The sequence below is a fragment of the Paeniglutamicibacter terrestris genome (assembly GCF_012271785.1).
In the GTDB taxonomy this organism is placed as follows: domain Bacteria; phylum Actinomycetota; class Actinomycetes; order Actinomycetales; family Micrococcaceae; genus Paeniglutamicibacter; species Paeniglutamicibacter terrestris.
Map to the genome: position 1 here is coordinate 416064 of NZ_JAAWVT010000002.1, position 21844 is coordinate 437907.

General features: G+C 54.0%; 16 protein-coding genes. 14 read left to right on the plus strand and 2 right to left on the minus strand.

Annotated elements, in window-relative coordinates; all coding sequences use genetic code 11:
• Positions 1-141 precede the first annotated feature (141 nt).
• The 6 genes from HED64_RS07625 (at position 142) to HED64_RS07650 (ending at position 8032) form a co-directional block, all read left to right on the plus strand.
• Positions 142-2019 carry an acetolactate synthase large subunit gene (locus tag HED64_RS07625; RefSeq protein ID WP_168151436.1) on the plus strand — a complete coding sequence of 626 codons (1878 nt, stop codon included), beginning with the start codon at positions 142-144 and terminating at the stop codon, positions 2017-2019.
• Positions 2020-2026: 7 nt separating this feature from the next.
• The gene (gene ilvN, locus HED64_RS07630) at positions 2027-2545 is read left to right on the plus strand and encodes an acetolactate synthase small subunit (protein ID WP_168151437.1); all 519 of its coding nucleotides are present in this window, start codon (positions 2027-2029) and stop codon (positions 2543-2545) included.
• Between the two features lie 41 nt (positions 2546-2586).
• Positions 2587-3609: a ketol-acid reductoisomerase gene (gene ilvC / locus HED64_RS07635; protein WP_342590673.1), complete on the plus strand. Its 1023-nt coding sequence runs from the start codon at positions 2587-2589 to the stop codon at positions 3607-3609.
• A gap of 149 nt (positions 3610-3758) precedes the next feature.
• A complete protein-coding gene (locus tag HED64_RS07640) occupies positions 3759-4607 on the plus strand; it encodes an HAD-IIB family hydrolase (RefSeq protein WP_168151438.1) in 849 nt (282 codons plus the stop codon).
• A 103-nt stretch (positions 4608-4710) separates the two neighbouring features.
• Positions 4711-5208 carry a universal stress protein gene (locus HED64_RS07645; RefSeq protein ID WP_168151439.1) on the plus strand — a complete coding sequence of 166 codons (498 nt, stop codon included), beginning with the start codon at positions 4711-4713 and terminating at the stop codon, positions 5206-5208.
• A 262-nt stretch (positions 5209-5470) separates the two neighbouring features.
• The gene (locus tag HED64_RS07650; protein WP_168151440.1) at positions 5471-8032 is read left to right on the plus strand and encodes an SH3 domain-containing protein; all 2562 of its coding nucleotides are present in this window, start codon (positions 5471-5473) and stop codon (positions 8030-8032) included.
• A gap of 41 nt (positions 8033-8073) precedes the next feature.
• Here the strand turns inward: HED64_RS07650 and HED64_RS07655 are convergent, their stop codons facing one another.
• Positions 8074-8310, minus strand: a complete 237-nt coding sequence (locus HED64_RS07655) for a hypothetical protein (protein ID WP_168151441.1) — start codon at positions 8308-8310, stop codon at positions 8074-8076.
• A 213-nt stretch (positions 8311-8523) separates the two neighbouring features.
• On the opposite strand from HED64_RS07655, the gene HED64_RS07660 reads away from it, so the two are divergent.
• From HED64_RS07660 to HED64_RS07695, 8 genes are all read left to right on the plus strand, one after another.
• Positions 8524-10116 carry an ABC-F family ATP-binding cassette domain-containing protein gene (locus HED64_RS07660; protein ID WP_168151442.1) on the plus strand — a complete coding sequence of 531 codons (1593 nt, stop codon included), beginning with the start codon at positions 8524-8526 and terminating at the stop codon, positions 10114-10116.
• Positions 10117-10493: 377 nt separating this feature from the next.
• Positions 10494-12089, plus strand: coding sequence for a phosphoglycerate dehydrogenase (serA, locus tag HED64_RS07665; RefSeq protein ID WP_132358132.1), 1596 nt, complete (start codon positions 10494-10496; stop codon positions 12087-12089).
• A 281-nt stretch (positions 12090-12370) separates the two neighbouring features.
• Positions 12371-13423 carry an NYN domain-containing protein gene (locus HED64_RS07670; protein ID WP_168151443.1) on the plus strand — a complete coding sequence of 351 codons (1053 nt, stop codon included), beginning with the start codon at positions 12371-12373 and terminating at the stop codon, positions 13421-13423.
• Positions 13424-13470: 47 nt separating this feature from the next.
• Positions 13471-15012, plus strand: coding sequence for a methionine--tRNA ligase (gene metG / locus HED64_RS07675; protein WP_342590674.1), 1542 nt, complete (start codon positions 13471-13473; stop codon positions 15010-15012).
• A 41-nt stretch (positions 15013-15053) separates the two neighbouring features.
• Positions 15054-15815: a hypothetical protein gene (locus HED64_RS07680; RefSeq protein ID WP_168151444.1), complete on the plus strand. Its 762-nt coding sequence runs from the start codon at positions 15054-15056 to the stop codon at positions 15813-15815.
• An 18-nt stretch (positions 15816-15833) separates the two neighbouring features.
• On the plus strand, positions 15834-17945 hold the full coding sequence (locus HED64_RS07685) for a glycosyltransferase (protein WP_168151445.1): 2112 nt from the start codon (positions 15834-15836) through the stop codon (positions 17943-17945).
• Complete coding sequence (locus tag HED64_RS07690) at positions 17929-18999, plus strand: hypothetical protein (RefSeq protein ID WP_168151446.1); 1071 nt, start codon at positions 17929-17931, stop codon at positions 18997-18999. Before HED64_RS07685 ends, HED64_RS07690 begins: the two co-directional genes overlap by 17 nt.
• A gap of 384 nt (positions 19000-19383) precedes the next feature.
• Positions 19384-20538, plus strand: coding sequence for a hypothetical protein (locus tag HED64_RS07695; protein ID WP_168151447.1), 1155 nt, complete (start codon positions 19384-19386; stop codon positions 20536-20538).
• A 916-nt stretch (positions 20539-21454) separates the two neighbouring features.
• On the opposite strand, the gene HED64_RS07700 is transcribed toward HED64_RS07695, so the two are convergent.
• Positions 21455-21769 (minus strand): hypothetical protein, encoded by a 315-nt coding sequence (locus tag HED64_RS07700; protein ID WP_168151448.1) that lies wholly within the window; start codon positions 21767-21769, stop codon positions 21455-21457.
• Positions 21770-21844 lie beyond the last annotated feature (75 nt).

Here is a 21844-nt window from a genome sequence, read left to right on the forward strand (position 1 = left end):
CTAGTTATCAAGCGCTGAGCTTGAGCCCCTCCGCAACACGGAGGGCTTCGGTGACGCGCTAACCCCAAACGCCGCAAGGTGTCATTTGGGGTTTTTTTATGTGCAGGGTTAGTAAGAAGAGATAGAGAAGGACATATCCCCATGAGTAACGGAACACCCGTCAGCCCAGGGCTGGCGGCCAAACCCGCCAACCGCAGCAAGGATGCCGCTGTCTCTTCCGTCGTGGAAGCGCCGAGCCTAGTTCTAGGCCCGAATAACATCATTGCTCCCACCGAGATGCTGGGCTCCCATGCCATCGTGCGCTCACTGGAAGAATTGGGCGTCAAGGACGTCTTTGGGTTGCCGGGCGGGGCCATCATGCCCACCTATGACGCACTCATGGACTCCACCAAGATCAACCACGTCTTGGTTCGCCACGAGCAAGGCGCCGGCCATGCCGCACAGGGTTACGCCATGGTGACCGGAGAGGTCGGGGTCTGCATTGCTACCTCCGGCCCCGGCGCCACCAACCTGGTCACCGCCATTGCCGATGCGCACATGGACTCGGTACCGATGGTTGCCATTACCGGTCAGGTGCACAGCGCCTTCATCGGTTCGGACGCGTTCCAGGAAGCCGACATCGTGGGCATCACCATGCCCATCACCAAGCATTCCTTCCTGGTGACCAAGGCCGCTGACATCCCACGGATGCTGGCCTCGGCCTTCCACATCGCCTCCACCGGCCGTCCCGGCCCGGTGCTGGTGGACATCACCAAGGATGCCCAGCAGTCGATGATGGAATTCTCCTGGCCGCCGAAGATTGATCTGCCCGGCTACAAGACCGTGGTGCGTGGACACAACAAGCAGGTGCGTGAGGCTGCCAAGCTGATCGCCGCCTCATCCCGTCCGGTGTTCTACGTCGGCGGTGGTGTGATCAAGGCTCACGCCGCGGCAGAGCTCAAGGAAATCGCCGAGCTGGTCGGCGCCCCCGTGGTCACCACCTTGCAGGCACGCGGCGCCTTCCCGGACTCCCACGAACTGCATGTTGGCATGCCCGGCATGCACGGATCGGTTTCGGCCGTTACGGCGTTGCAGCAGTCGGATCTGCTCATCACCCTCGGCGCGCGTTTTGATGACCGCGTCACCGGTGTGCTGCACACTTTCGCCCCCAACGCGAAGGTCATCCACGCGGACATCGACCCGGCAGAAATCTCCAAGAACCGCACGGCGGATATCCCGATCGTCGGTTCGGTCAAGGAGATCATTCCGGAACTGGCAGAAGCCTGCCGTGCCCGCTTTGCCGAAAGCGGCACCCCGGACCTCACGGCCTGGTGGAGCACCATTGGCCGTCTGCGTGAGACCTACCCGATCGGGTTCACCCCCACCAACGACGGTCTTTCGGCACCACAGAACGTGATCCAGCGGATCGGTGAGCTCACCGGCCCCGAGGCAGTGTATGTTGCCGGCGTTGGCCAACACCAGATGTGGGCCGCCCAGTTCATCAAGTACGAGCGCCCCCACGCCTGGCTGAACTCCGGCGGACTGGGCACCATGGGATACTCGGTTCCCGCGGCCATGGGCGCCAAGGTCGGCAATCCCGACCGCGTCGTCTGGGCCATTGATGGAGACGGCTGCTTCCAGATGACCAATCAGGAGCTCGCCACCTGCGTGATCAACAAGATCCCGATCAAGGTAGCGATCATCAACAACTCCTCATTGGGCATGGTGCGCCAGTGGCAGACCCTGTTCTACGATTCCCGCTACTCCAACACCGATTTGAACACCGGTCACGGAACTGCGCGCGTCCCGGACTTCGTGAAGCTTGCCGACGCTTATGGTTGCGTGGGCCTGCGCTGCGAACGCGACGAGGATATCGACGCGACCATTCAGCAGGCACTAGCCATCAACGACCGCCCGGTGGTCATCGACTTCGTGGTGTCCCGCGACTCGATGGTCTGGCCGATGGTCCCCACCGGCGTGAGCAACGACCTGATCCAGATTGCTCGTGGCATGACGCCCGAGTGGGAAGAAGAGGACTAGAAATCCCATGGCACGTCACACTCTTTCCGTACTCGTCGAAGACGTACCGGGCGTATTGACCCGCGTGGCAAGTCTTTTTGCCCGTCGCGCCTTTAACATCCACTCGCTGGCCGTTGGCCCCACGGAGAACAAGGGAATTTCCCGCATCACCGTGGTCGTCGACGCCGAAGGCGATCTGCTCGAGCAGGTCACCAAGCAGCTAAACAAACTCATCAACGTCATCAAGATCGTTGAATTGACTCCCGAGGCTTCGGTGCAACGTGACCACATCCTGGTCAAGGTGCGCGCCGACGCGGCCACCCGCCTGCAGGTTACCCAGGCCGCAGACCTCTTCCGTGCCTCAGTGGTGGACGTGTCCACCGATTCACTCATCATTGAGGCCACCGGCAACGCCGACAAGATCAACGCGCTGCTGGCAGTGCTTGAACCGTTCGGCATCCGCGAGATCGTCCAGGCAGGCACACTTGCTGTTGGACGCGGCTCCAAATCGATGTCGGACCGCGCCCTGCGCTCCGTCTCTGCCTAAAAAGCACCCAAACTTCACACTGATACCAAGGAGATACCACAGTGACTGATATGTACTACGACGACGATGTAGACCTCTCGATCATCCAGGGCCGCACCGTTGCCATCATCGGCTACGGCTCCCAGGGCCACGCCCACGCACTGAACCTGCGCGACTCCGGCGTGGACGTCCGCGTTGGCCTGAAGGCCGGCTCCAAGTCGATCGCCAAGGCAGAGGCCGAGGGCCTTCGCGTGCTCTCCGTCGCCGAGGCAGTAGCCGAAGCCGACCTGATCATGATCCTGACCCCGGACCAGGTCCAGCGCCACGTCTACAAGGACGAGATCGCCGGAAACCTGCAGGCCGGCGACGCCCTGTTCTTCGGCCACGGCTTCAACATCCGTTACGGTTACATCACCCCGCCGGCCGACGTTGACGTCGCCCTGGTCGCCCCGAAGGCGCCGGGTCACACCGTGCGCCGCGAATTCGAAGCAGGCCGTGGCATCCCGGACCTGATCGCCGTGGAGCAGGACTTCACCGGTGGAGCTAAGGCTCTGGCCCTGTCCTACGCTAAGGCCATCGGCGGCACCCGTGCCGGCGTCATCGAGACCACCTTCACCGAAGAGACCGAGACCGACCTCTTCGGCGAGCAGGCTGTTCTCTGCGGCGGCGTTTCGCAGCTGGTGCAGTACGGCTTCGAGACCCTGACCGAAGCTGGCTACAAGCCGGAAATCGCCTACTTCGAGGTACTTCACGAGCTCAAGCTCATCGTTGACCTCATGTGGGAAGGTGGCATCGCCAAGCAGCGCTGGAGCGTTTCGGACACCGCCGAGTACGGCGACTACGTTTCGGGCCCGCGCGTAATCACCCCGGAGGTCAAGGAGAACATGAAGGCGGTTCTCTCCGACATCCAGAGTGGTGCTTTCGCCAAGCGCTTCATCGAGGATCAGGACGCCGGAGCTCCGGAGTTCAAGGCACTGCGCGCCAAGGGTGAAGCTCACCCGATCGAGGCCACCGGCCGCGAACTGCGCCAGCTCTTCTCCTGGAAGACCACCGATGACTACACCGAAGGTTCCGTCGCCCGCTAAGGCCACGCGAACCACACGGTCACCGCGGAATTGATCCGCTGGTTATCGATTGACAAGAACCCGTCCCGACATTTGCCGGGGCGGGTTTTCTTATGTGAGGGCGACGTGCTCCGAGGCGCTGACTCAACGCACCGGTAGACTCTCTAAGCATGGACACCTTGCCCAAACTGCCCACAACCACCATCCATGCGATCTTCCTTGATGTGGATGGCACCTACGCCGATTACGGGGTAGTTCCCGAGGCGCACGAGCGTGCGGTACGCGCCGCTCGTGCCGCCGGACACAAGGTGTTTCTCTGCACCGGTCGACCACTGTCAATGTTGCCGGCGAGCATCCTGGCAGCGGGGTTTGACGGTCTAGTGGCCAGTGCCGGCGCCTACGTGCAGGTCGGGGACCGGGTACTCATGGATCGGCGTTTCTCCGAAGAGCAGGCGAGCAGGACGATTGCGGCGCTTGATGCTCATGATGCCATCTACGTGTTGGAGTCCGCCGAATTTCTCTATGTTCGCCCCGAGGCTGAGCTGCGGCTGCGGGACATCGTTGGATCCCACTTCGCTGCCCGTCCTGATGGACAGAGTGATGGCGCCTCAGCCATCCTTGGCACCCTCAGGCAAACACCCGCGCCGTCGTCATTTGCGAAGGTCTCGGTGTTCGACGCTGCGACTTCTGTCGCCACGATCGCCGCAGAGATCGGAAACGATATTGCTGTGGTGGAGAATTCGATTGCCGATACCCACAGGCACACCGGTGAAATATTCCTCCGGGGTATCAGCAAGGCGGACGGCATTGCCGTGGCAATTGAAGATCTAGGCATCAGCCAAGCACACACCATCGCCATTGGCGACGGGGAAAACGACCTGGAAATGGTGGCCTACGCCGGGATCGGTATTGCCGTCGAGGGGTCACACCCGGGATTGGTGGCGCTGGCCGATCGCACAACACCGCCACCAAGCAAGGATGGAATCGCAGTGGCTTTTGCCGAGCTCGGCCTGATCTAAGGCGAAAAGTCTTTGGACCCATGGCACTGTTCCATTCCTGGCTCTGTGGGCGGAAAATGGCCATGAGGAATGAATTTCATGTTGTCCAATGTGGGAGGCAATCATGGGCAAGGAACAACCGAACGTCGGGGGAGCGGGACCCATTGTTACAGGTGTCCTTCCGAAGCAGCCGCGCCGTGTGGTGCTCGAGGCGCGTTCGCTGGCCGAGTCGCTCGGATCGGCCCTGGTTTTCGCCTATGTGCAGCCCAACAGTTACCTGGTCGAATGGGAACTGAAGAAGGACATTGTCGGTAGCTCACTGCACCCGAGTGACATTGACGAAGATATGGAAGCTGACTCTGCAGATGTTTTGCACGTGTTGCAAAGCGCCATGGCCGGTTCGAAGGTTGAATGGTCCTTGCGTGTGCTGGCCGGGGACCCCGGTAAGGCGTTAGCCCGGCTCGGCAGCGAATTGCATGCTCGCTTGATTGTGGTGGGGACTCGGCACAAGGGCGTGGGTGCTCGTGTATCTGAGCTACTCAACGGATCCACTGCGTCGCACGTGGTCGCCCACCAATTCCTTCCGGTGGTAGTGGTCCCGGTTCATCACGACGAGCGTTGACGTCGCAAAGCGATGGTTTACTGGATTTTTCGAAGTAGATTGGTACGGTTCAGCCCGGTGCCCAGAAGATGGACTATAGAGTAATGCTGCCGTGTTTTGCTCACATGAGAAATTCTTGGCCATCCTTCAGCCAAACATCTGGCGAACTTTAACTCATTCGGTGTCGAAACCGTCACAAATAAATTACGGTTTGGCCTAGTTGGCGTCCAATTCGCGGATATTGTTAAGCGTTGGTCACCAATCGCCTTGCCAGGAGCTCCGAATGCAACGTAAACACCTTGGAATAGTGCTGTCCCTTGCCGTGGCACTGGTTGGCGGGCCGAGCACTATGGCTTCGGCAGAGTCGCTGGTTCCGAGGGCTGCCGTCGAGATCTCGATGGCCACAGCCAAACCGATCAAGCAATCGATTCAGAACCTGAACTTGCGCTCCAAAGCGAGCACGACCTCGGCGTCGCTGTTAGTGATCCCAATTAACACAAAACTGGCAATCCTTGCTGTCAGTGGCAAGTGGAATCAAGTCACCTATGAATCGAAAACTGGGTGGGTTTCTGGAGATTTTCTGAAGTCCTTTCCGGTAAGCTCGGTCAAGGTTTATGGCTATGCCAAGGCGTTCACGGCGGTGAGGGCGAAGCCTGCGAGCAGCTCGGCCAGTGTGCTTTTGATGCAGCGTCAGACCAAGGTTCAGGTGTTGGGGACTTCCGGTTCGTGGTCGAGGGTTTCGGTGTCGGGTAAAACTGGCTGGGTGCCGTCTTCCGGTTTGAGTAAGAGTGTTCCTGCTGCTATTTACCGCTGGGTGAACGGCAAGCAGCCGGTGTTGAAGTCGGCGAGCACTTCGGGTGCGACGTTGGTGACGCTGTCTTCGAATACGAGGGTTTCGTGGTTGCGGACCTCGGGTTCGTGGCAACAGGTGCGTACGAGTGCCGGTATTGGTTGGATTCAGACACAGAAGCTTTCCAATGTTGTGATCAAGCCGCAGGTCAAGGTTTATGGCTATGCCAAGGCGTTCACGGCGGTGAGGGCGAAGCCTGCGAGCAGCTCGGCCAGTGTGCTTTTGATGCAGCGTCAGACCAAGGTTCAGGTGTTGGGGACTTCCGGTTCGTGGTCGAGGGTTTCGGTGTCGGGTAAAACTGGCTGGGTGCCGTCTTCCGGTTTGAGTAAGAGTGTTCCTGCTGCTATTTACCGCTGGGTGAACGGCAAGCAGCCGGTGTTGAAGTCGGCGAGCACTTCGGGTGCGACGTTGGTGACGCTGTCTTCGAATACGAGGGTTTCGTGGTTGCGGACCTCGGGTTCGTGGCAACAGGTGCGTACGAGTGCCGGTATTGGTTGGATTCAGACACAGAAGCTTTCCAATGTTGTGATCAAGCCGCAGGTCAAGGTTTATGGCTATGCCAAGGCGTTCACGGCGGTGAGGGCGAAGCCTGCGAGCAGCTCGGCCAGTGTGCTTTTGATGCAGCGTCAGACCAAGGTTCAGGTGTTGGGGACTTCCGGTTCGTGGTCGAGGGTTTCGGTGTCGGGTAAAACTGGCTGGGTGCCGTCTTCCGGTTTGAGTAAGAGTGTTCCTGCTGCTATTTACCGCTGGGTGAACGGCAAGCAGCCGGTGTTGAAGTCGGCGAGCACTTCGGGTGCGACGTTGGTGACGCTGTCTTCGAATACGAGGGTTTCGTGGTTGCGGACCTCGGGTTCGTGGCAACAGGTGCGTACGAGTGCCGGTATTGGTTGGATTCAGACACAGAAGCTTTCCACCAAGCCGGTTGCGAATACTCCGCCAAAGCCCGCACCGGTCACCTATTCATCACCGAGGTGGACCACAGATTTTTTGAATCTGCGCACACATCCAACAACCAGCAGTGCATCCCTCGGAGTCATCCCACGCGGCGAGAAGGTCCTGTACGGGCGCTCTTCCGGCGGGTGGTCAAACGTGAAGACGAGCAAGGGCACAGGCTGGGTCAGCTCGATCTACCTATCGAGCGCGGCGCCGAAGCCGCCGGTAGTGAAACCCACACCACCCCTGATTGAACAACCGAGTTTCACCGCACCACGATGGACCACAACCAACCTCAACGTACGGTCTGGACCGGGAACCAGCAACACATCCATCGGAGTGATCCCCCGAGGGGAGAAAGTACTTTATGCCCGATCCTCAGGAGGTTGGGCCAACGTGAAAACCAGCAAAGGAATCGGGTGGGTGAGCGAGCTCTACCTTTCCACGGTTGCTCCGAAGCCTGCCGTTGAGGTCCAGTATCGGTGGGCAACGGCTAATGTCAACCTCCGCACCGGAGGATCATCCATTCACCCGGTTATGGGTGTGGTGCCGGCCGGTCAGAAGGTCACCTATCTGAGGTCCAGCAATGGATGGGCAAACGTCGTGAGCAGCGTCGGTACCGGCTGGATGAGCGAGGAGTTCTTGGCTAAGACCGAAAGTGTGGGACTCCAGCCCGATACCATCGCCGTGAATGCTGCGGTCAAGGCCCGATTTGGCAGCTACGTCTACGGATATGGCGGTGTCCGCGCCGGATCCGTAGGCCACAGCAGTGGTAGGGCCACGGACCTGATGATCAAGGACTACAAGAGCGCTCAAGGGATAAGCAACGGAAATGAGGTAGCACGTTTCCTCATCACCAACCGTGAAGCGCTAGGGATCGACTATCTCATCTGGCAGGACAAAATCTGGCTGGGCCCAAGCCTGGGCTGGCAGGAGTATTCAAAGTCGGGCAAATACGGGACACAGTTCACCAACAATTGGAACGATACGACGAGGCACATGGATCATATCCATGCCGAGACCGAGGGTGATTCCGGAACAGGTGCACCGCTCATTGACTGATCACGGTACTACCCTCCGAACAACAATGAATGTCGGCAGGTTCATCCTGCGCGTGTATTGAGCTCGCGCAGGATCGCGGAACGGATCAGACTGCTTTGTATAGATGAGTCGATGGGGTGCCCCGATACCAACAATCCGTGGGCGATGGTTTCGGCCTTACGTTCGGCCCGACCGATGATTTCGTGGATTTCGCGCTCGGATAAAGCTTCCACGTATTCCCGGGTCAGTCGTTCATGGGCAGAGCCGTCATGTGAGCTGGTGAATTCGTTTGCAGACACGTTGACCTCCTGAATTCAGTGTGGCAGTTGATCCGCAAAGGCACCACGGATCTGGGCTGAATAGGCTGGCAAGTGAGGGCCTACGTTTCGGCCTAGTAGAATCAATGGTGGTGTTCAGCGGTATTGGGTCGCAGCTATTTCACCGAGCGCACTTCGCAGAGGAAGTTCGCTCCCGTCTTCCCACCCGCAAACCCTGAAGAGGACCACACGAACATGAGCTTGATCCGTCTAAACGATGTCAGTCTTCGATTCGAAAGTAACCAGATTCTGCGCGAAGCATTCTTCAAGCTCGAATCTGGTGATCGTGTCGGACTTATCGGCAGGAACGGATCGGGCAAGTCAACGCTTCTGAAGCTCGTACTTGACCAAGTGGAACCGGATACCGGCACGATCGCTGTGGAACTGGGCACCAAAATCGGCTACTTCTCCCAGTTCTCAGAGCTCAACGGGGCGTCCACTATCTCAGAAGTCCTCGACGAGCTGTTCTCTGAGGTTAAGTCCCTCGAGGCAGAGCTGGCAGAAATTGACGGTGCTATTGCCGCTGACCCCAGTGCTGATGAAATCGAGCGGCTGATCAATCGACAGTCCGAGCTTTTCGAATCCATGGATCGTCTGGACGGTTGGGACTACCCGCGTTCCATCGACACGGTGCTGACCAAACTTGGCTTCGACGAGGCGCACCGCGTTTGCCCGATAGATTCACTTTCAGGTGGTTGGCGTAACCGCGCCGCGTTAGCAAAAATCTTGCTAGAGGATCCAGACGTTCTGCTCCTTGATGAGCCGACCAACTTCCTTGATGTCGCAGGCGTTGAATGGCTAGAAAACTGGTTCAAATCCTTCAAGGGCGCCGCAATCATCGTCTCGCACGATCGCAAGTTCTTGGACGCTGTTGTGACCCGGATCATTGAAGTCGAGAACTTCCACCTTCACGAATACCCGGGGAACTTCGCCCAATATGTGGTCGCAAAACAGTTCAAACTCAAGAGCCTCGAATCTCAGTTTGTCCATGAATCAGAACTCCTGGCCTTCGAAGCTGAAGGTATTTCGGACCGTCGCGAAGCAGCCAAGGCAGCAACCAAGGGCTTGGACAGCAAGCTTTCAAAGATCAAGAAGTCACGCGCCCCGCGTCCGGTGGATAAAATCATCACCGAAATTTACAGTGGTCTGCACATTAAGGACACGCTGTGCCGGGTCGAGGGACTAACAAAGTCTTACGGTGAAAAGACCCTTTTCAGCGATCTAAGTTTTGAGGTGCGCCGCGGTAATCGACTGGTGATCTTGGGGGCAAATGGTAGCGGTAAATCCACACTGCTTCGCGTGCTGACCGAGGAAGAAAAGCAAGATTCTGGGTACGTTACCTGGACCAAGGGGGCGGCGGTGGTCTCCTACAACCAGATCCTAGAAGAACTTGATCCCGCCGATACCGTTTCTCACGCGGTTAATGCCATGCCCGATTCGTTGGCATTCAGCGCCACGAAGAAATCGGTTAACCGTTTCCTAGCCATGTTCCAGTTCTCGGAAGCCGACCTGAAAAACAAGATCGGCAACCTGTCCGGCGGCCAGCGTTCCCGCGTTGCCATGGCCATGTGCTTACTTTCGGGTGCATCGGTGTTGGTTCTTGATGAGCCAACTAACCACCTGGACATGTCCAGCACCCAAGTTATGGAACGGGCCTTGCTGCACTTCCCAGGTGCCGTGGTGGTGGTCAGCCACGATAGGTTCTTCACGGAAAAGATCGCCACCCGCCATCTAGTGTTCGGTGCGGGAAACGCGAAGCCGGGCGAAGTGTTAGTGCGTGGAGCATAGCGACTTTCACCAAATTTCATGTGGTCAATAAATAGTGCTATTCCCGATTGCTAACTGATCGACTTTGCGTTTGACGGGGAGCCTTTTATAGCCAGTAGTAATCAAGAAGAAAAGATTAATAGCCCTCCACGGCTACCCCCGACACGGAGCACCCCATTTGAAGGAAAAAGAACAATCGGAAGCTACATAGACCCGTGGCGGTCGAAGTTCCAACTACATGTTTCAGCTGTGATAATGCTCACTTTGAAGTCGGGTGGGACCGTAACATCCCGCAGTCGAGCCGGGAATATACCGGGCTGGGTTATATTCTGGGGTCTCTGGCTAAGTCGTTCCTTAGCCATGCATCCAGCCCACTGAAATAGCAAAGGTGCCACCCCGTGTCTGTAAACAAGCCTGTCGTACTCTTGGCAGAAGAACTCTCGCCCGCAACCATTGCGGCCCTGGGGCCCGATTTCGAAATTCGCCAGACCGACGGTGCGGACCGCTCCCAGCTGTTAGCCGCCATTGTCGACGTTGATGCCATCCTCGTACGCTCTGCCACTCAGGTGGATGCCGAAGCTATCGCAGCAGCGAAGAACTTGAAGATCATTGCCCGTGCCGGAGTCGGCCTGGACAACGTGGACATCAAGGCCGCTACCCAGGCCGGTGTCATGGTCGTGAATGCACCGACCTCCAACATCATTTCTGCGGCTGAGCTGACCGTGGGCCACATTGTGTCCCTGGCACGCCGCATTCCCGCCGCCAACGCATCACTGAAGAGTGGCGCGTGGAAGCGTAGTTCCTACACTGGTGTCGAGCTCTTCGAAAAGAAGGCCGGCATCATTGGTTTGGGGCGAATCGGTGCACTTGTTGCAGCACGCTTGCAGGGCTTCGGCATGGAGATTCTTGCCTACGACCCGTACATCACCCCGGCGCGCGCACAGCAGCTTGGTGTCACCCTGGTAGACCTCGATCAGCTCTTGGCCGAATCGGACTTCGTGACGATCCACATGCCCAAGACCCCGGAAACCATTGGCATGCTTGGCAAGGAAGCCTTTGCCAAGATGAAGAACACCGCTTACGTCATCAACGTCGCCCGCGGCGGATTGGTTGATCAGGATGACCTATACACGGCGCTGAAAAACGAAGAAATCGCCGGCGCCGGAATTGACGTCTTCGTCAAGGAGCCGAGCACCGATCTTCCCTTCTTCGAATTTGAAAACGTAACTGTCACCCCGCACCTGGGTGCCTCAACCGAAGAAGCACAGGAAAAGGCCGGCGTTTCGGTGGCCAAATCCGTTCGTTTGGCACTGGCCGGCGAACTTGTTCCCGATGCAGTCAACGTTGCTGGCGGCATCATCGACGAAAACGTTCGTCCGGGTATTCCATTGATCGAAAAACTGGGTCGTGTGTTCAACGCATTGACCGTTGGTTCCCTGACCAACATCGATGTTGTAGTTGCCGGCGAAATCGCAGCCCTGGATGTGAAGGCTCTCGAGCTTTCGGCTCTCAAGGGTGTCTTCATGGATGTCGTTTCTGATCAGGTGTCCTACGTCAATGCTCCAGTGCTGGCCGAGCAGCGCGGGGTTACAACGCGCCTAGTTACCACTCCGGATTCGCCTGAATACCGTAACTTGCTCACGGTCAAGGGAGCTTCCACAGAAGGCACTCAGCTGGCAGTTGCGGGCACGCTGACCGGTCCGAAGCAGATCGAAAAGCTCGTTGGCATCAATGGCTATGAGATCGAGATTCCGCTGACGGATCACATGATTGTGCTTCGTTATGCCGACCGCCCGGGTGTCATCGGCACCTTGGGTAACGTGCTGGGTGAACAGGGCGTGAACATCGGTGGGATGCAGGTAGCCCGCAAGGAAGAGCGAGGCGAAGCCTTTGCCGTCCTGGCCGTCGATTCGGCACTGCCCGCGGGTGTCCTAGACATCGTGCGCGCAGCTATTGGCGCTACCGTCGCCCGCGAAATCAACCTCGAGGACTAATACTCCTAATCTGTACTAAAGTGTGCCCCGCATGCCGCCTGATATCGTCTCGGATTTCTTTCGAGAGCAGCATCCAGGTTGGCATGTGGGGCACATTTTTGTGTGCTCTCGCCAGTGATGTTCTATGAATCTAACTAGGCTTGGTCGTTCCTTCGGGCTACCTTTCGTTAAGCTCGATAATCTATCTTTCAGCTAAGAACTTCATCGGCGCAAAACTCAAAAAACGATGCCTGGCCAGCGCGTTTCTCAAACAGCTCCTTGGCAGCGCATAGGATTGGGTGATGATGTCTCAGAGCGCAATATTCGTTGATGCAAGTTTCTTGTTAGCTATCGGGGGACATCGCGCTGCCGGAACGACACTGCGCGCTGCCTATACCGTGAACTACGAAGCTCTGGTCGAAGGGATTCTCAAGACTGCCAAGGAATCTAGCGGCCTGGAAAACTTGAGAATCTACTGGTATGACGCAGCAAAAGACGCCATATTTACCGATCAACACAAGCGCATAGGTCTGATACCCGGTGTGAAGGTGCGGCTGGGCCGAATCTCCTTTAATGGGGAGCAAAAAGGCGTTGACCTAAAGCTGGGCCTTGATTTGGTGGGCATCGCCCGCAACCGTGCAGCATCCGTTGCCTTTTTGGTATCCGGCGATGATGATCTCGCAGAGGCAGTGGAAGAGGCCCAAGACTTGGGTATGAAGGTCGTTCTGATCGGTGTGGAGAAGGCAGATCACCGATTGGGCGTTGCCTCCGTGGCCGAGCACCTAGCTCTTCGTGTGGACAGCATCATCACCTTGCCAGAAGACCTGATCAAATCCGCATTTGTGAAGGCCGTGACATGGGATCCAGAACATGCCATTCAAACCGCGACGATTGCCCATGCGCCGATGGCCGTTACAGATCCCACACCTGTTATCGAAGAGCCCGTGTCGGGCCCAAAGCCCGGCGCCCCAAGAGTGCCGACGCCGGCGCTATTAAATCAGCGTCCCAGGTTTCAGACTCCAATCCAGCCAGCGCCTCCGGCACCCGCCGACTACCAGTTGGTGTATAGATCGACCCAGCAGACATCTGGTTTTGCCGGAGCTTCAGGTAGTGAATCTGGCACCATGGATGTTGCCGCTGAAGTCGGTAGCAGTGTGGCAAAGAATTGGCACGCGAGCACGACTCAGGCCGAGTTGAAGGATCTACTGGCCGACAGGCCCCTGCTTCCTCCGGAGATTGACAGAGTGCTACTCAAGGATTGCGCTCAGCGCATCGGGGAATGGAAGACGGACTTGCAGGACGTACGCCGAGCCTTGCGTATCGCTTTCTGGGAAGAGCTCGACCAGCTCACATAAGGTACTCGGATGGGCGGATTAGAGCGAATCTACGATAGATTTCTCTAGTGACTTCTGAGCAGACTCCGTTTTTCATCACCACCGCCATCTCCTACCCGAACGGCGTGCCCCACATTGGGCATGCATACGAGGTAATTGCTACCGACGCCATGGCGCGCTTCAAGCGCCTTGACGGATACGACGTGTTTTTCATGACCGGCACGGACGAGCACGGGCAGAAGATGCTGCAGACCGCCGAACGGCAGGGGATCACGCCGCGCGAATTGGCACAGCGAAACTCGGATGCATTCCAAGCAATGAACGACGAGCTGGGCATCAGCTATGACAGATTTATCCGCACCACGGATTCTGACCACTATGCTGCAGCCCAGGCCATCTGGAAGCGGATGGAGGCCAACGGGGATATCTATCTCGACAAGTACGCCGGGTGGTACTCCGTGCGTGACGAAGCATTCCATGCAGAGGATGACACCGAAGTTCGCGAAGACGGCCAACGGTACGCGAAGGAGACCGATACCGAGGTCACCTGGACCGAAGAAGAATCATACTTCTTCCGTCTCTCCGCATACCAGGACAAGCTGCTTGAGCTCTACAAGGCACAGCCCGATTTTGGTGCCCCGCACACTCGCTTTAACGAAGTCATTCGATTTGTCGAACGTGGCCTCGAAGACCTCTCGATTTCCCGAACCACCTTTGACTGGGGAGTACCTGTTCCTGGAAACAAGGACCATGTCATGTACGTCTGGGTTGATGCGCTGACCAACTATTTGACCGGTACCGGGTTCCCAGACATCGAATCCGAATCGTTCAAGAAGTACTGGCCGGCGGACGTGCACGTTATCGGCAAAGACATTTCACGGTTCCACGCTATCTATTGGCCCGCATTCCTCATGTCGGCAAAGCTGCCATTGCCCAAGCGCGTTATGATCCACGGTTTCTTACACAACAACGGTGTGAAAATGTCCAAGTCTCTGGGCAACGTTGTAGCTCCAGCCGACTTCATCTCACAATATGGGCTGGACCAGGTCCGCTACTTTTTCCTGCGTGAAGTACCTTTTGGCGCTGATGGCAGCTACAGCCATGACTCCATTGTCGGACGCATGAACTCGGACCTCGCTAACAACCTCGGCAACCTTGCGCAGCGGTCGCTGTCTATGGTGGCAAAGAACTGTGGGGGAGTAGTTCCGACGCCCGGCGAATTCACGGATGCGGACCAGCAGATTTTGGCCGAAGCCGGAAAGCTCTTGGAAACTTGCCGCGACTCTTTCTCACGACAAGAATTCAGCAAGGCGCTAGAAGCCATCTGGACCGTTCTGGGCGACACCAACGCCTACTTTGCCGACCAAGCACCTTGGGTTCTTCGTAAGACGGATCTGGCTCGCATGGAGACCGTGCTTTATGTAACTTTGGAAGTAGTTCGACGCGTTTCAATGCTGGTGCAGCCAATCATGCCCACGACTGCAGCCAAATTGCTCGAAATTCTAGGACAATCGGATGGCCATGCCCGAGACTTCGCTTCGTTTGAAACGATGCTCTTAGAGGGGACCGTTTTGCCAACTCCAACACCCTTGTTCCCGAAATACGAATAAAGTGTACAAATAATTTCGCTCCGGCAAGGATGGATAAATTCGTGAAAACCTTCTACAACCGGTTGATGCGTTCAAAAAAAATCACTCAAATTATAACGCTGATAATTCTCATTATAACTTTGACGGCAAGTGTATTTCTATTTATTGATGACAAGATTTCACTGATTTTCACACTTCTAATCTTTTTCCTGTCCACCCTTACGGCACTCTACTTCTTGGCGATAGAGCACGCCTCACGATCAGCGCATCGATTTTCACAACTTTCAAGCATTCGGATCGAAAGAAAATTGGAAAAACTGCCAACAGAGATTGTTTCAAGGATCACACTGACTCACGCTCGTGAGCAAGAACTATTCTTGACGGCGATGATGGATAGATTGATCCCTAAAATTGCTGAAGAGCTTAGGAAATCTCAGAACGTGACGAGCCTTTCCATTCAAACTACGACGGAATCCTTATCACATTCAATCAGGGAATTAGTCTGCGAATTTGGTCAGGAGCAACAGGATCGACTTCGCGCATCGATTGATCAAGTGTTTACAAGTCAACTTGACAATGTAACATCGGACATTTCTAAACACGCCGAAAATGCAGAAGTGTCCCGCCATGAACTGGAACAGCGCTTGACTAAGCAAGCAGAGAAGAGTCGGATATCGCTAATCAATCAGATGTCTGAAGAATCGCTTAAACAGGAGTCCATAAGAAAAGATGACCTCTTTAGGAACTTGATTGCGATACAATTACTAAATAATGGCGTCACTGAACTGGAAAATGCGCTCAATGTGCATTTTGCAAAAATGTAAGAACGGCTGGAGATAATCTTGGGGCTCAACCTTAGCGTCGTAATCCCGGTGTTCAAAGCAAGAGAATGGGTAGCAGACTGCCTAAACTCTCTCGATCGACAAACATACTCAAAAGAATTATTTGAAGCAATTCTTATCTTCAATGGACCAGATGATGGAACATTAGAATATGTTGAAGAATTCAAAGTTCTTCATCCTTCGCTTGATATAGTTACGCTCTCCAGTGACGTTGCAAGTGCAACGATCGCTCGTAACGAGGGTGCAAAGGTTGCCAGAGGCGAACATCTAACCTGGCTCGATATCGACGACTGGATTTCACCCGAATATCTGGAGCTTCTAGCCTTGTCCATTGGTGACGCAGTTGTCCCAATGGCTCAGATTGTGAATGTTCATCTAGATGGTCGCAAAGAAATACTCAACGCGATTAACAATGAGTTGTTTGGCAAAGAGTCTTCTAGGCTTCGACCGTCTGAGTTTGTTCGGGCCATGACCTTCATGACCGCTAAACTCCTGCCGACAGAGTGGGTAAGGAAACATCCGCTCGGTCAAGAACTTCGGAGTGGCGAGGACGTAGCCTTCTACGGCGAACTTATGGCGGAAAAGACATTCCTGCTGGATTTGATGCCAGCAGCATCCGGGGCCGTATATTACCGACGTATCACTTCCAATTCGGTTTCACGAGGTAACAGCTCCCGTGATTTTCTAGTTACACAGCGAGCCGAAGTGATCCGGTCATTAGGGAATTCCTGTCAGTTAGCAAGCGTCGAAATCCGAAAGTCACTTGAACAGATGATGCGTTCACAAGCATCATTTATAATGCGTTATATTCGTGAAAACGCCGAGGACTACACAAGCGTTATCGACCAGCTAATTGCGATGAAGATTCCAAGCTTTCCGTGGGCGAGTCTACAAGAGAATCCAAAAAAGCTGGTCATTGCCTACAACTTTGCTCCGTTTAGCGATACAGGAGCAGCTGTTGCGTCAAAACGAATCCGGTCAGGTGCCGAATCAGTTGATGTTATCTCGAATGACATGTCCAATGTACGGAGTACTAACGAAGAAAATTCCTTATTGAGTTCGCCGTACGTCCGATGGCACCACGAAGTGAAATCCAACGCCTATTTTGCCTCAGAATCTGGCATAGAATCGTTCATCGGCAGTGGTTTAGAAGTTGTAAAAAAATGGAAAGGTCGAGGTCGAACTTACGAATCACTTTACAGTCGGTCCATGTGGCCAGCATCGCATTTTTTGGCGGCGGCCATCAAAATCGACGACCCCAAAATAGCTTGGACAGCAGAGTTTTCGGATCCTGCTCGTGTAACAACGACGGGATCTTTTCGATCCTCGCCTATTAGTAGGCAGAGTTTCAAAGACTATTTCTTGCACAGGGGTCCGACTATTTACACATCAATCCTTGAGGAAAACCCAGAAGTATTTAATTGGTCGGAATTGTTGCCGTACATGTTTGCTGATAGATTGATATTCACCAATCAGAATCAATTAACTACGATGCTAGGTTACGCACCATCTAAATTGATCGACACAATCTTGGCGAAATCCGTTATTGCTCCGCAGCCTACTCTGCCGAGAAGCTATTACGAATTGGAATCAAGTGTTTATTCTTTCCCTGAAAACAGAGTTAATATTGCCTATTTTGGTGAATTTTACAACACGCGGGGACTCGGCGAAGTCATTGAAGCACTTGAATTGCTGTCTGATGAAGAATTGCAAAATATCTCATTATCGATATTTAGTTCTGATTTGAGCCCGATAAGATCGACACTCCCGGACAGACTGCAACGTAACATATTATTGAATCCTAAAGTGAACTACTTTAAGTTCCTTAATCTTCTCGACCAATTTGACTGTCTTATTGTAAATGACGCGTTCACCGCTGATCATCACAATCTAAATCCATATTTGCCATCTAAACTCAGCGACTATCTCGGTTCGACTAGCAAGATCTGGGGAATAACTGAAAAGGGCAGCATCATGTCGACTGAAAGATTGGACTATCAGTCTGAGATTGGTAGTGCGATCGATGCCAAGAGGTGTCTAGGCGAGATAATCCGTGACAATATTGGTGGAGATCTCAGCAGTGAAGGAGTCACTATTGACTCCGGCAACTGAAACGCTACGAACGATGTACGATTTTTTTGTTGGCGCACTTCACGAAGACGAGCTGAACACTCTAACGTTGCATGATCATGAACTAGATGGAACCGCTAGCGATTGTTCGACCATTCAAATTGCTGCTTTCTTTGCCTATATGAACAACATCGATCTTGCTCCAGACGGCGCATTACAGGCACATCGTCTTCTACTGAGCGTTGTTCAGCGTACAAAGTGTGATGATTGGTTCCGGATCCCCTACAACGCCCCGCTAGGGGGTCACGGTGCGGTGGATCTAGCTGAATTTGGTGCGGCCGCGACTTCCGCTGGCTATCTTGCAGAGCACTGCAGCGAGGATCTGGGAAGGCTCCTTCTCAATTCAATGGCAGAAGCTGTTGAAAAATTTGAGAATTCGGAACGCGCCGGGGCATACTCCAAGAATTCCGCAGCCACACTATTCGACGTTCTAAATGGAGATTTATATGCGGCGTTGGTAAACGTGGTTGCTTATCGGACCTGTGGGAGAACTTCCTATCTGCATAAAGCGTCAGCGACAATTAGGCACCTAATTGGTAGGTTTGACCGCGAAACCGCTCAATGGCCGTACAGTGAGGATTGGAGCGGTGGGACTCTCGTTGGCATGAGCGTCGCGTATCAGGCAACCATTACTGGTTGGGGACGAATTTTGATACAAGATTTGCCTCCCGTACTCGGCAAAGAGTGGAGCGGTGTCCTGGCGGCGGCTGAATTCGAGCTGATTCGTCAGGTGAAATTAGGCCGTGACGTCCATAACGAAGCGCCAAGTTGGGTTAGCCCATGGGAAAAAGTGTGGGAAATATGGCAAGCTTTCTCGTTGTGCGAGGAGAACGATTTTACTGAATCGTGGACGAGGAAAGGTATTTTTGATCTTGAATGCGGGATAGATGAATTGGGAACTGATTATTTTATTGACTCTCGACCAACAAGACCCGGGCGGACTGTACTCGGATCCAGGATCCGAACAGGGGCCAATGTGGTGTCTGTGCTGATGAGCATTGAGGAAGCTCAGCGTTCATGGCAATCCACGACTTAAGTCGCCTGATCGTGCTTGAACTGCTGCTCGAGTAGTCTACATTCCTGCTGATCGAGCACTTTAGCTGCTCGCATGCATGTGGCGCTGGTGTAATCCCGTGTTCTCACTAATTAGCTCATTTTTGCGCTAATAAATAGTCGACTATTCAAATTGATGTAGATTATTCGTAAATATATTTTTCTATTCCGCGGTCTGTAAAGTTAAAATAATGCTTCTGCTAACTGATTTTCGTGGATCTAATTATTTATTGAACTTATTTTACTCTGCCGCATATATACTTAAAATTAATTCGATAGATTTCTTCGATCTTTTTTGTGTTTCGAAAGATTCTTGGAACAAAGCAATTGGGTCTAGGCTAAATTTTCTTGATTGGATAATGTTAAAATGCGCGAAATTGAGTTTAGGAATCTCGAGATTAAGCCGGATCGGATCGATATACAGGCCGTCAGCCCTGATGGCACGCACGATCTATATTTCGAATTCAGTCAACCTGTATCGATCTCAAACACGGCTGTGGGCGTTGCGATGTCCACGTTATGCGGTCGTTCTTTTGGCCGAGTTCTTTACGACTTCCCAATCGACCATGTCGTTCTACCCGCAATCAGGGAACTTACCCATGCGGAGGTTGTTGTTGGTGCGGAGCTACCTCGGGTTGCCGGTCCACGTCGCGGAACACTTTTAAGTTTTAGTGGTGGATTTGATTCGCTTGCTGCAAAGTTGCTTATGCCTAACGATACCAATTTGGTTTCTATGGACTTTGGCGGGCGATTTGCTCGAGAGCGTGAATTCTTCGATAACTTCGATGTCCTCCGAGTCTCGACGAACTTGGTCAACACTCCGCTTAAGGCTAATTCCTGGTCTTTTATGGGCATAGGAGCAATCCTGGCATCAGATCATTTTAGGGCCAAATATCATACGTTTGGTGGGATTCTGGAAGCCGGAACAGACAATATGCGTCTGAATCCGGCAGCAGCCAACGGGAAGACTTTTCCGCCGTTTAGAGCTTCCGGATACATAAATGCACCATATGTTATTGGACTCACGGAGGTGGGGACGTTGCGTGTGATGTTAAAGAACGATCCTGATCTCGTCGCGGAGTCACTTCCCTCCGTTGCTAGTCCTGGAGAAGAAAAGTTGTATCGAAAGGCCGTGCTCGCTGATGTTGTTTCCAGGTCACTTGGAATTACGTTCAATCGTTCCGATGTTCCAGCGCCGCGAATTCCGCATTTTCGGTTTGGCGAGAATTTTGCATTGGATCTGTTAACTCTTTATGTGATATCCCAGACTGGAGATTCCACGGCTCTGGGGATATCCAGAGACATACCCGCTCGAGTTGTCCAATTCGCTAAAAATAGGCGGTTAGCCTTTATGGAGCGAGTTAACCCGACTCTTCTTGAGAATTTTCCTACGGAACTGGCACCGGAACTTCATAGACGACTCGCAGAATATGGAATTTGCTGGTACACCGAACATGATTGGAGTGAGTTTTCTCAAGTCAGAGACCTGCTTAGTGAATATCATGCGAGCCTCAGATCATAACTAACAGTTCGAATTATTATGGTGTTGAAGGGCGTATTACGGCTGCTCGGGAATTTCTTTGCAGGATACTTAGGTGCTGATCCACCGCTTGAATGTGAGTCACATGACATCCAATAACATGCTATATTTTCGCGAAACTTGCAGGCTGAGATAAGGCTCACGTGGGTACATCTCGATTCGGTTCGCTCTGCACTAGCCGCGCATAGGTGGTTTTGAAACCAACGTCATTCTTACTGATTTCTTTCTTGGTCGCTTGCTGGATGCTCGAGGAGAAACGAATATAGATGCTGAATGTAGCGATTCGCTTTTGGTTGGTTTCAAGGCGGGAGAAATGTCTATGGCAAATATGCCTAGGTGGTACGGGTGTCCCGTGTAAGTGATGTGGATTGGAGTACACGAAATTAGGAGATCAAGCCCGGCGCGGAATGGGCGGATCGCTTAGGTACCAAATCGCGTCGGAGGATTGGGCTGTTCTGGAAACCAGGTAGTGCGTTTGAGTATTCGACGCTTGGGGACCAGTACCTTCCCGGGTGGGAGCGGCCCGCCTCCAACAGGTCTACCTAATCCTGAACGGCGCCGATCTTCTCGGGCATGTGGTATCTTTCGGCCTCGATCCAAATGACGTTGTGGATGATCCTGTCCATAACCGTGTCGGGATGGACGCCGGACCTGAGCCACTGGTTCCAATCCTTCTGCAGGTTCTGCGCGCAGAAGACCGTTGACGCCGAGCCATAGCGAAGTTGCCAAATAGCCCCTCTTGGTAGCGCCGTTCTGGCGACCCGGTGTGTAACCTCGCAACATCGTTGACACTGAATCTCACCACTTCGTAGACAACCGATCTCGTGAGTTCGTACACAAGTACCACCAGCCATCCACTATCCGTCAGATGGCTGGTGGGCTGCTCAGGTGTTTGAACTCATTCTTCGGTGAAGACTTCCGGCATCTGTGTTTCCCGAAGCCCATATTCCTTGCGGTATCGCTCAACCTTGAGTTCCCAGTGCACCGTCGGATTCTGTATCTGTATTCCCCGAATCGAGTACGAAGCAATGTCCTTTCCACTCCAATACATCGCTGTCATCGGCAGCGGGAAAGACATGACAACTTCTCCGGTGTCAGGATTCGAAAGTAAGAATTCACCATCGGTCACCGTACGGCAATATTGCCGGCCCGCCAGCGAGGCGGGGACAGAAATGTGCTCTCCCTTGTAGAAGACTTTCCGTTGCTCTTTCATGACCTCAACCAAGATCTGATTAGCTGCCAAGTGAGTATTCGACGCTTTGGGGACCACCCATTATTGCCATTGGGT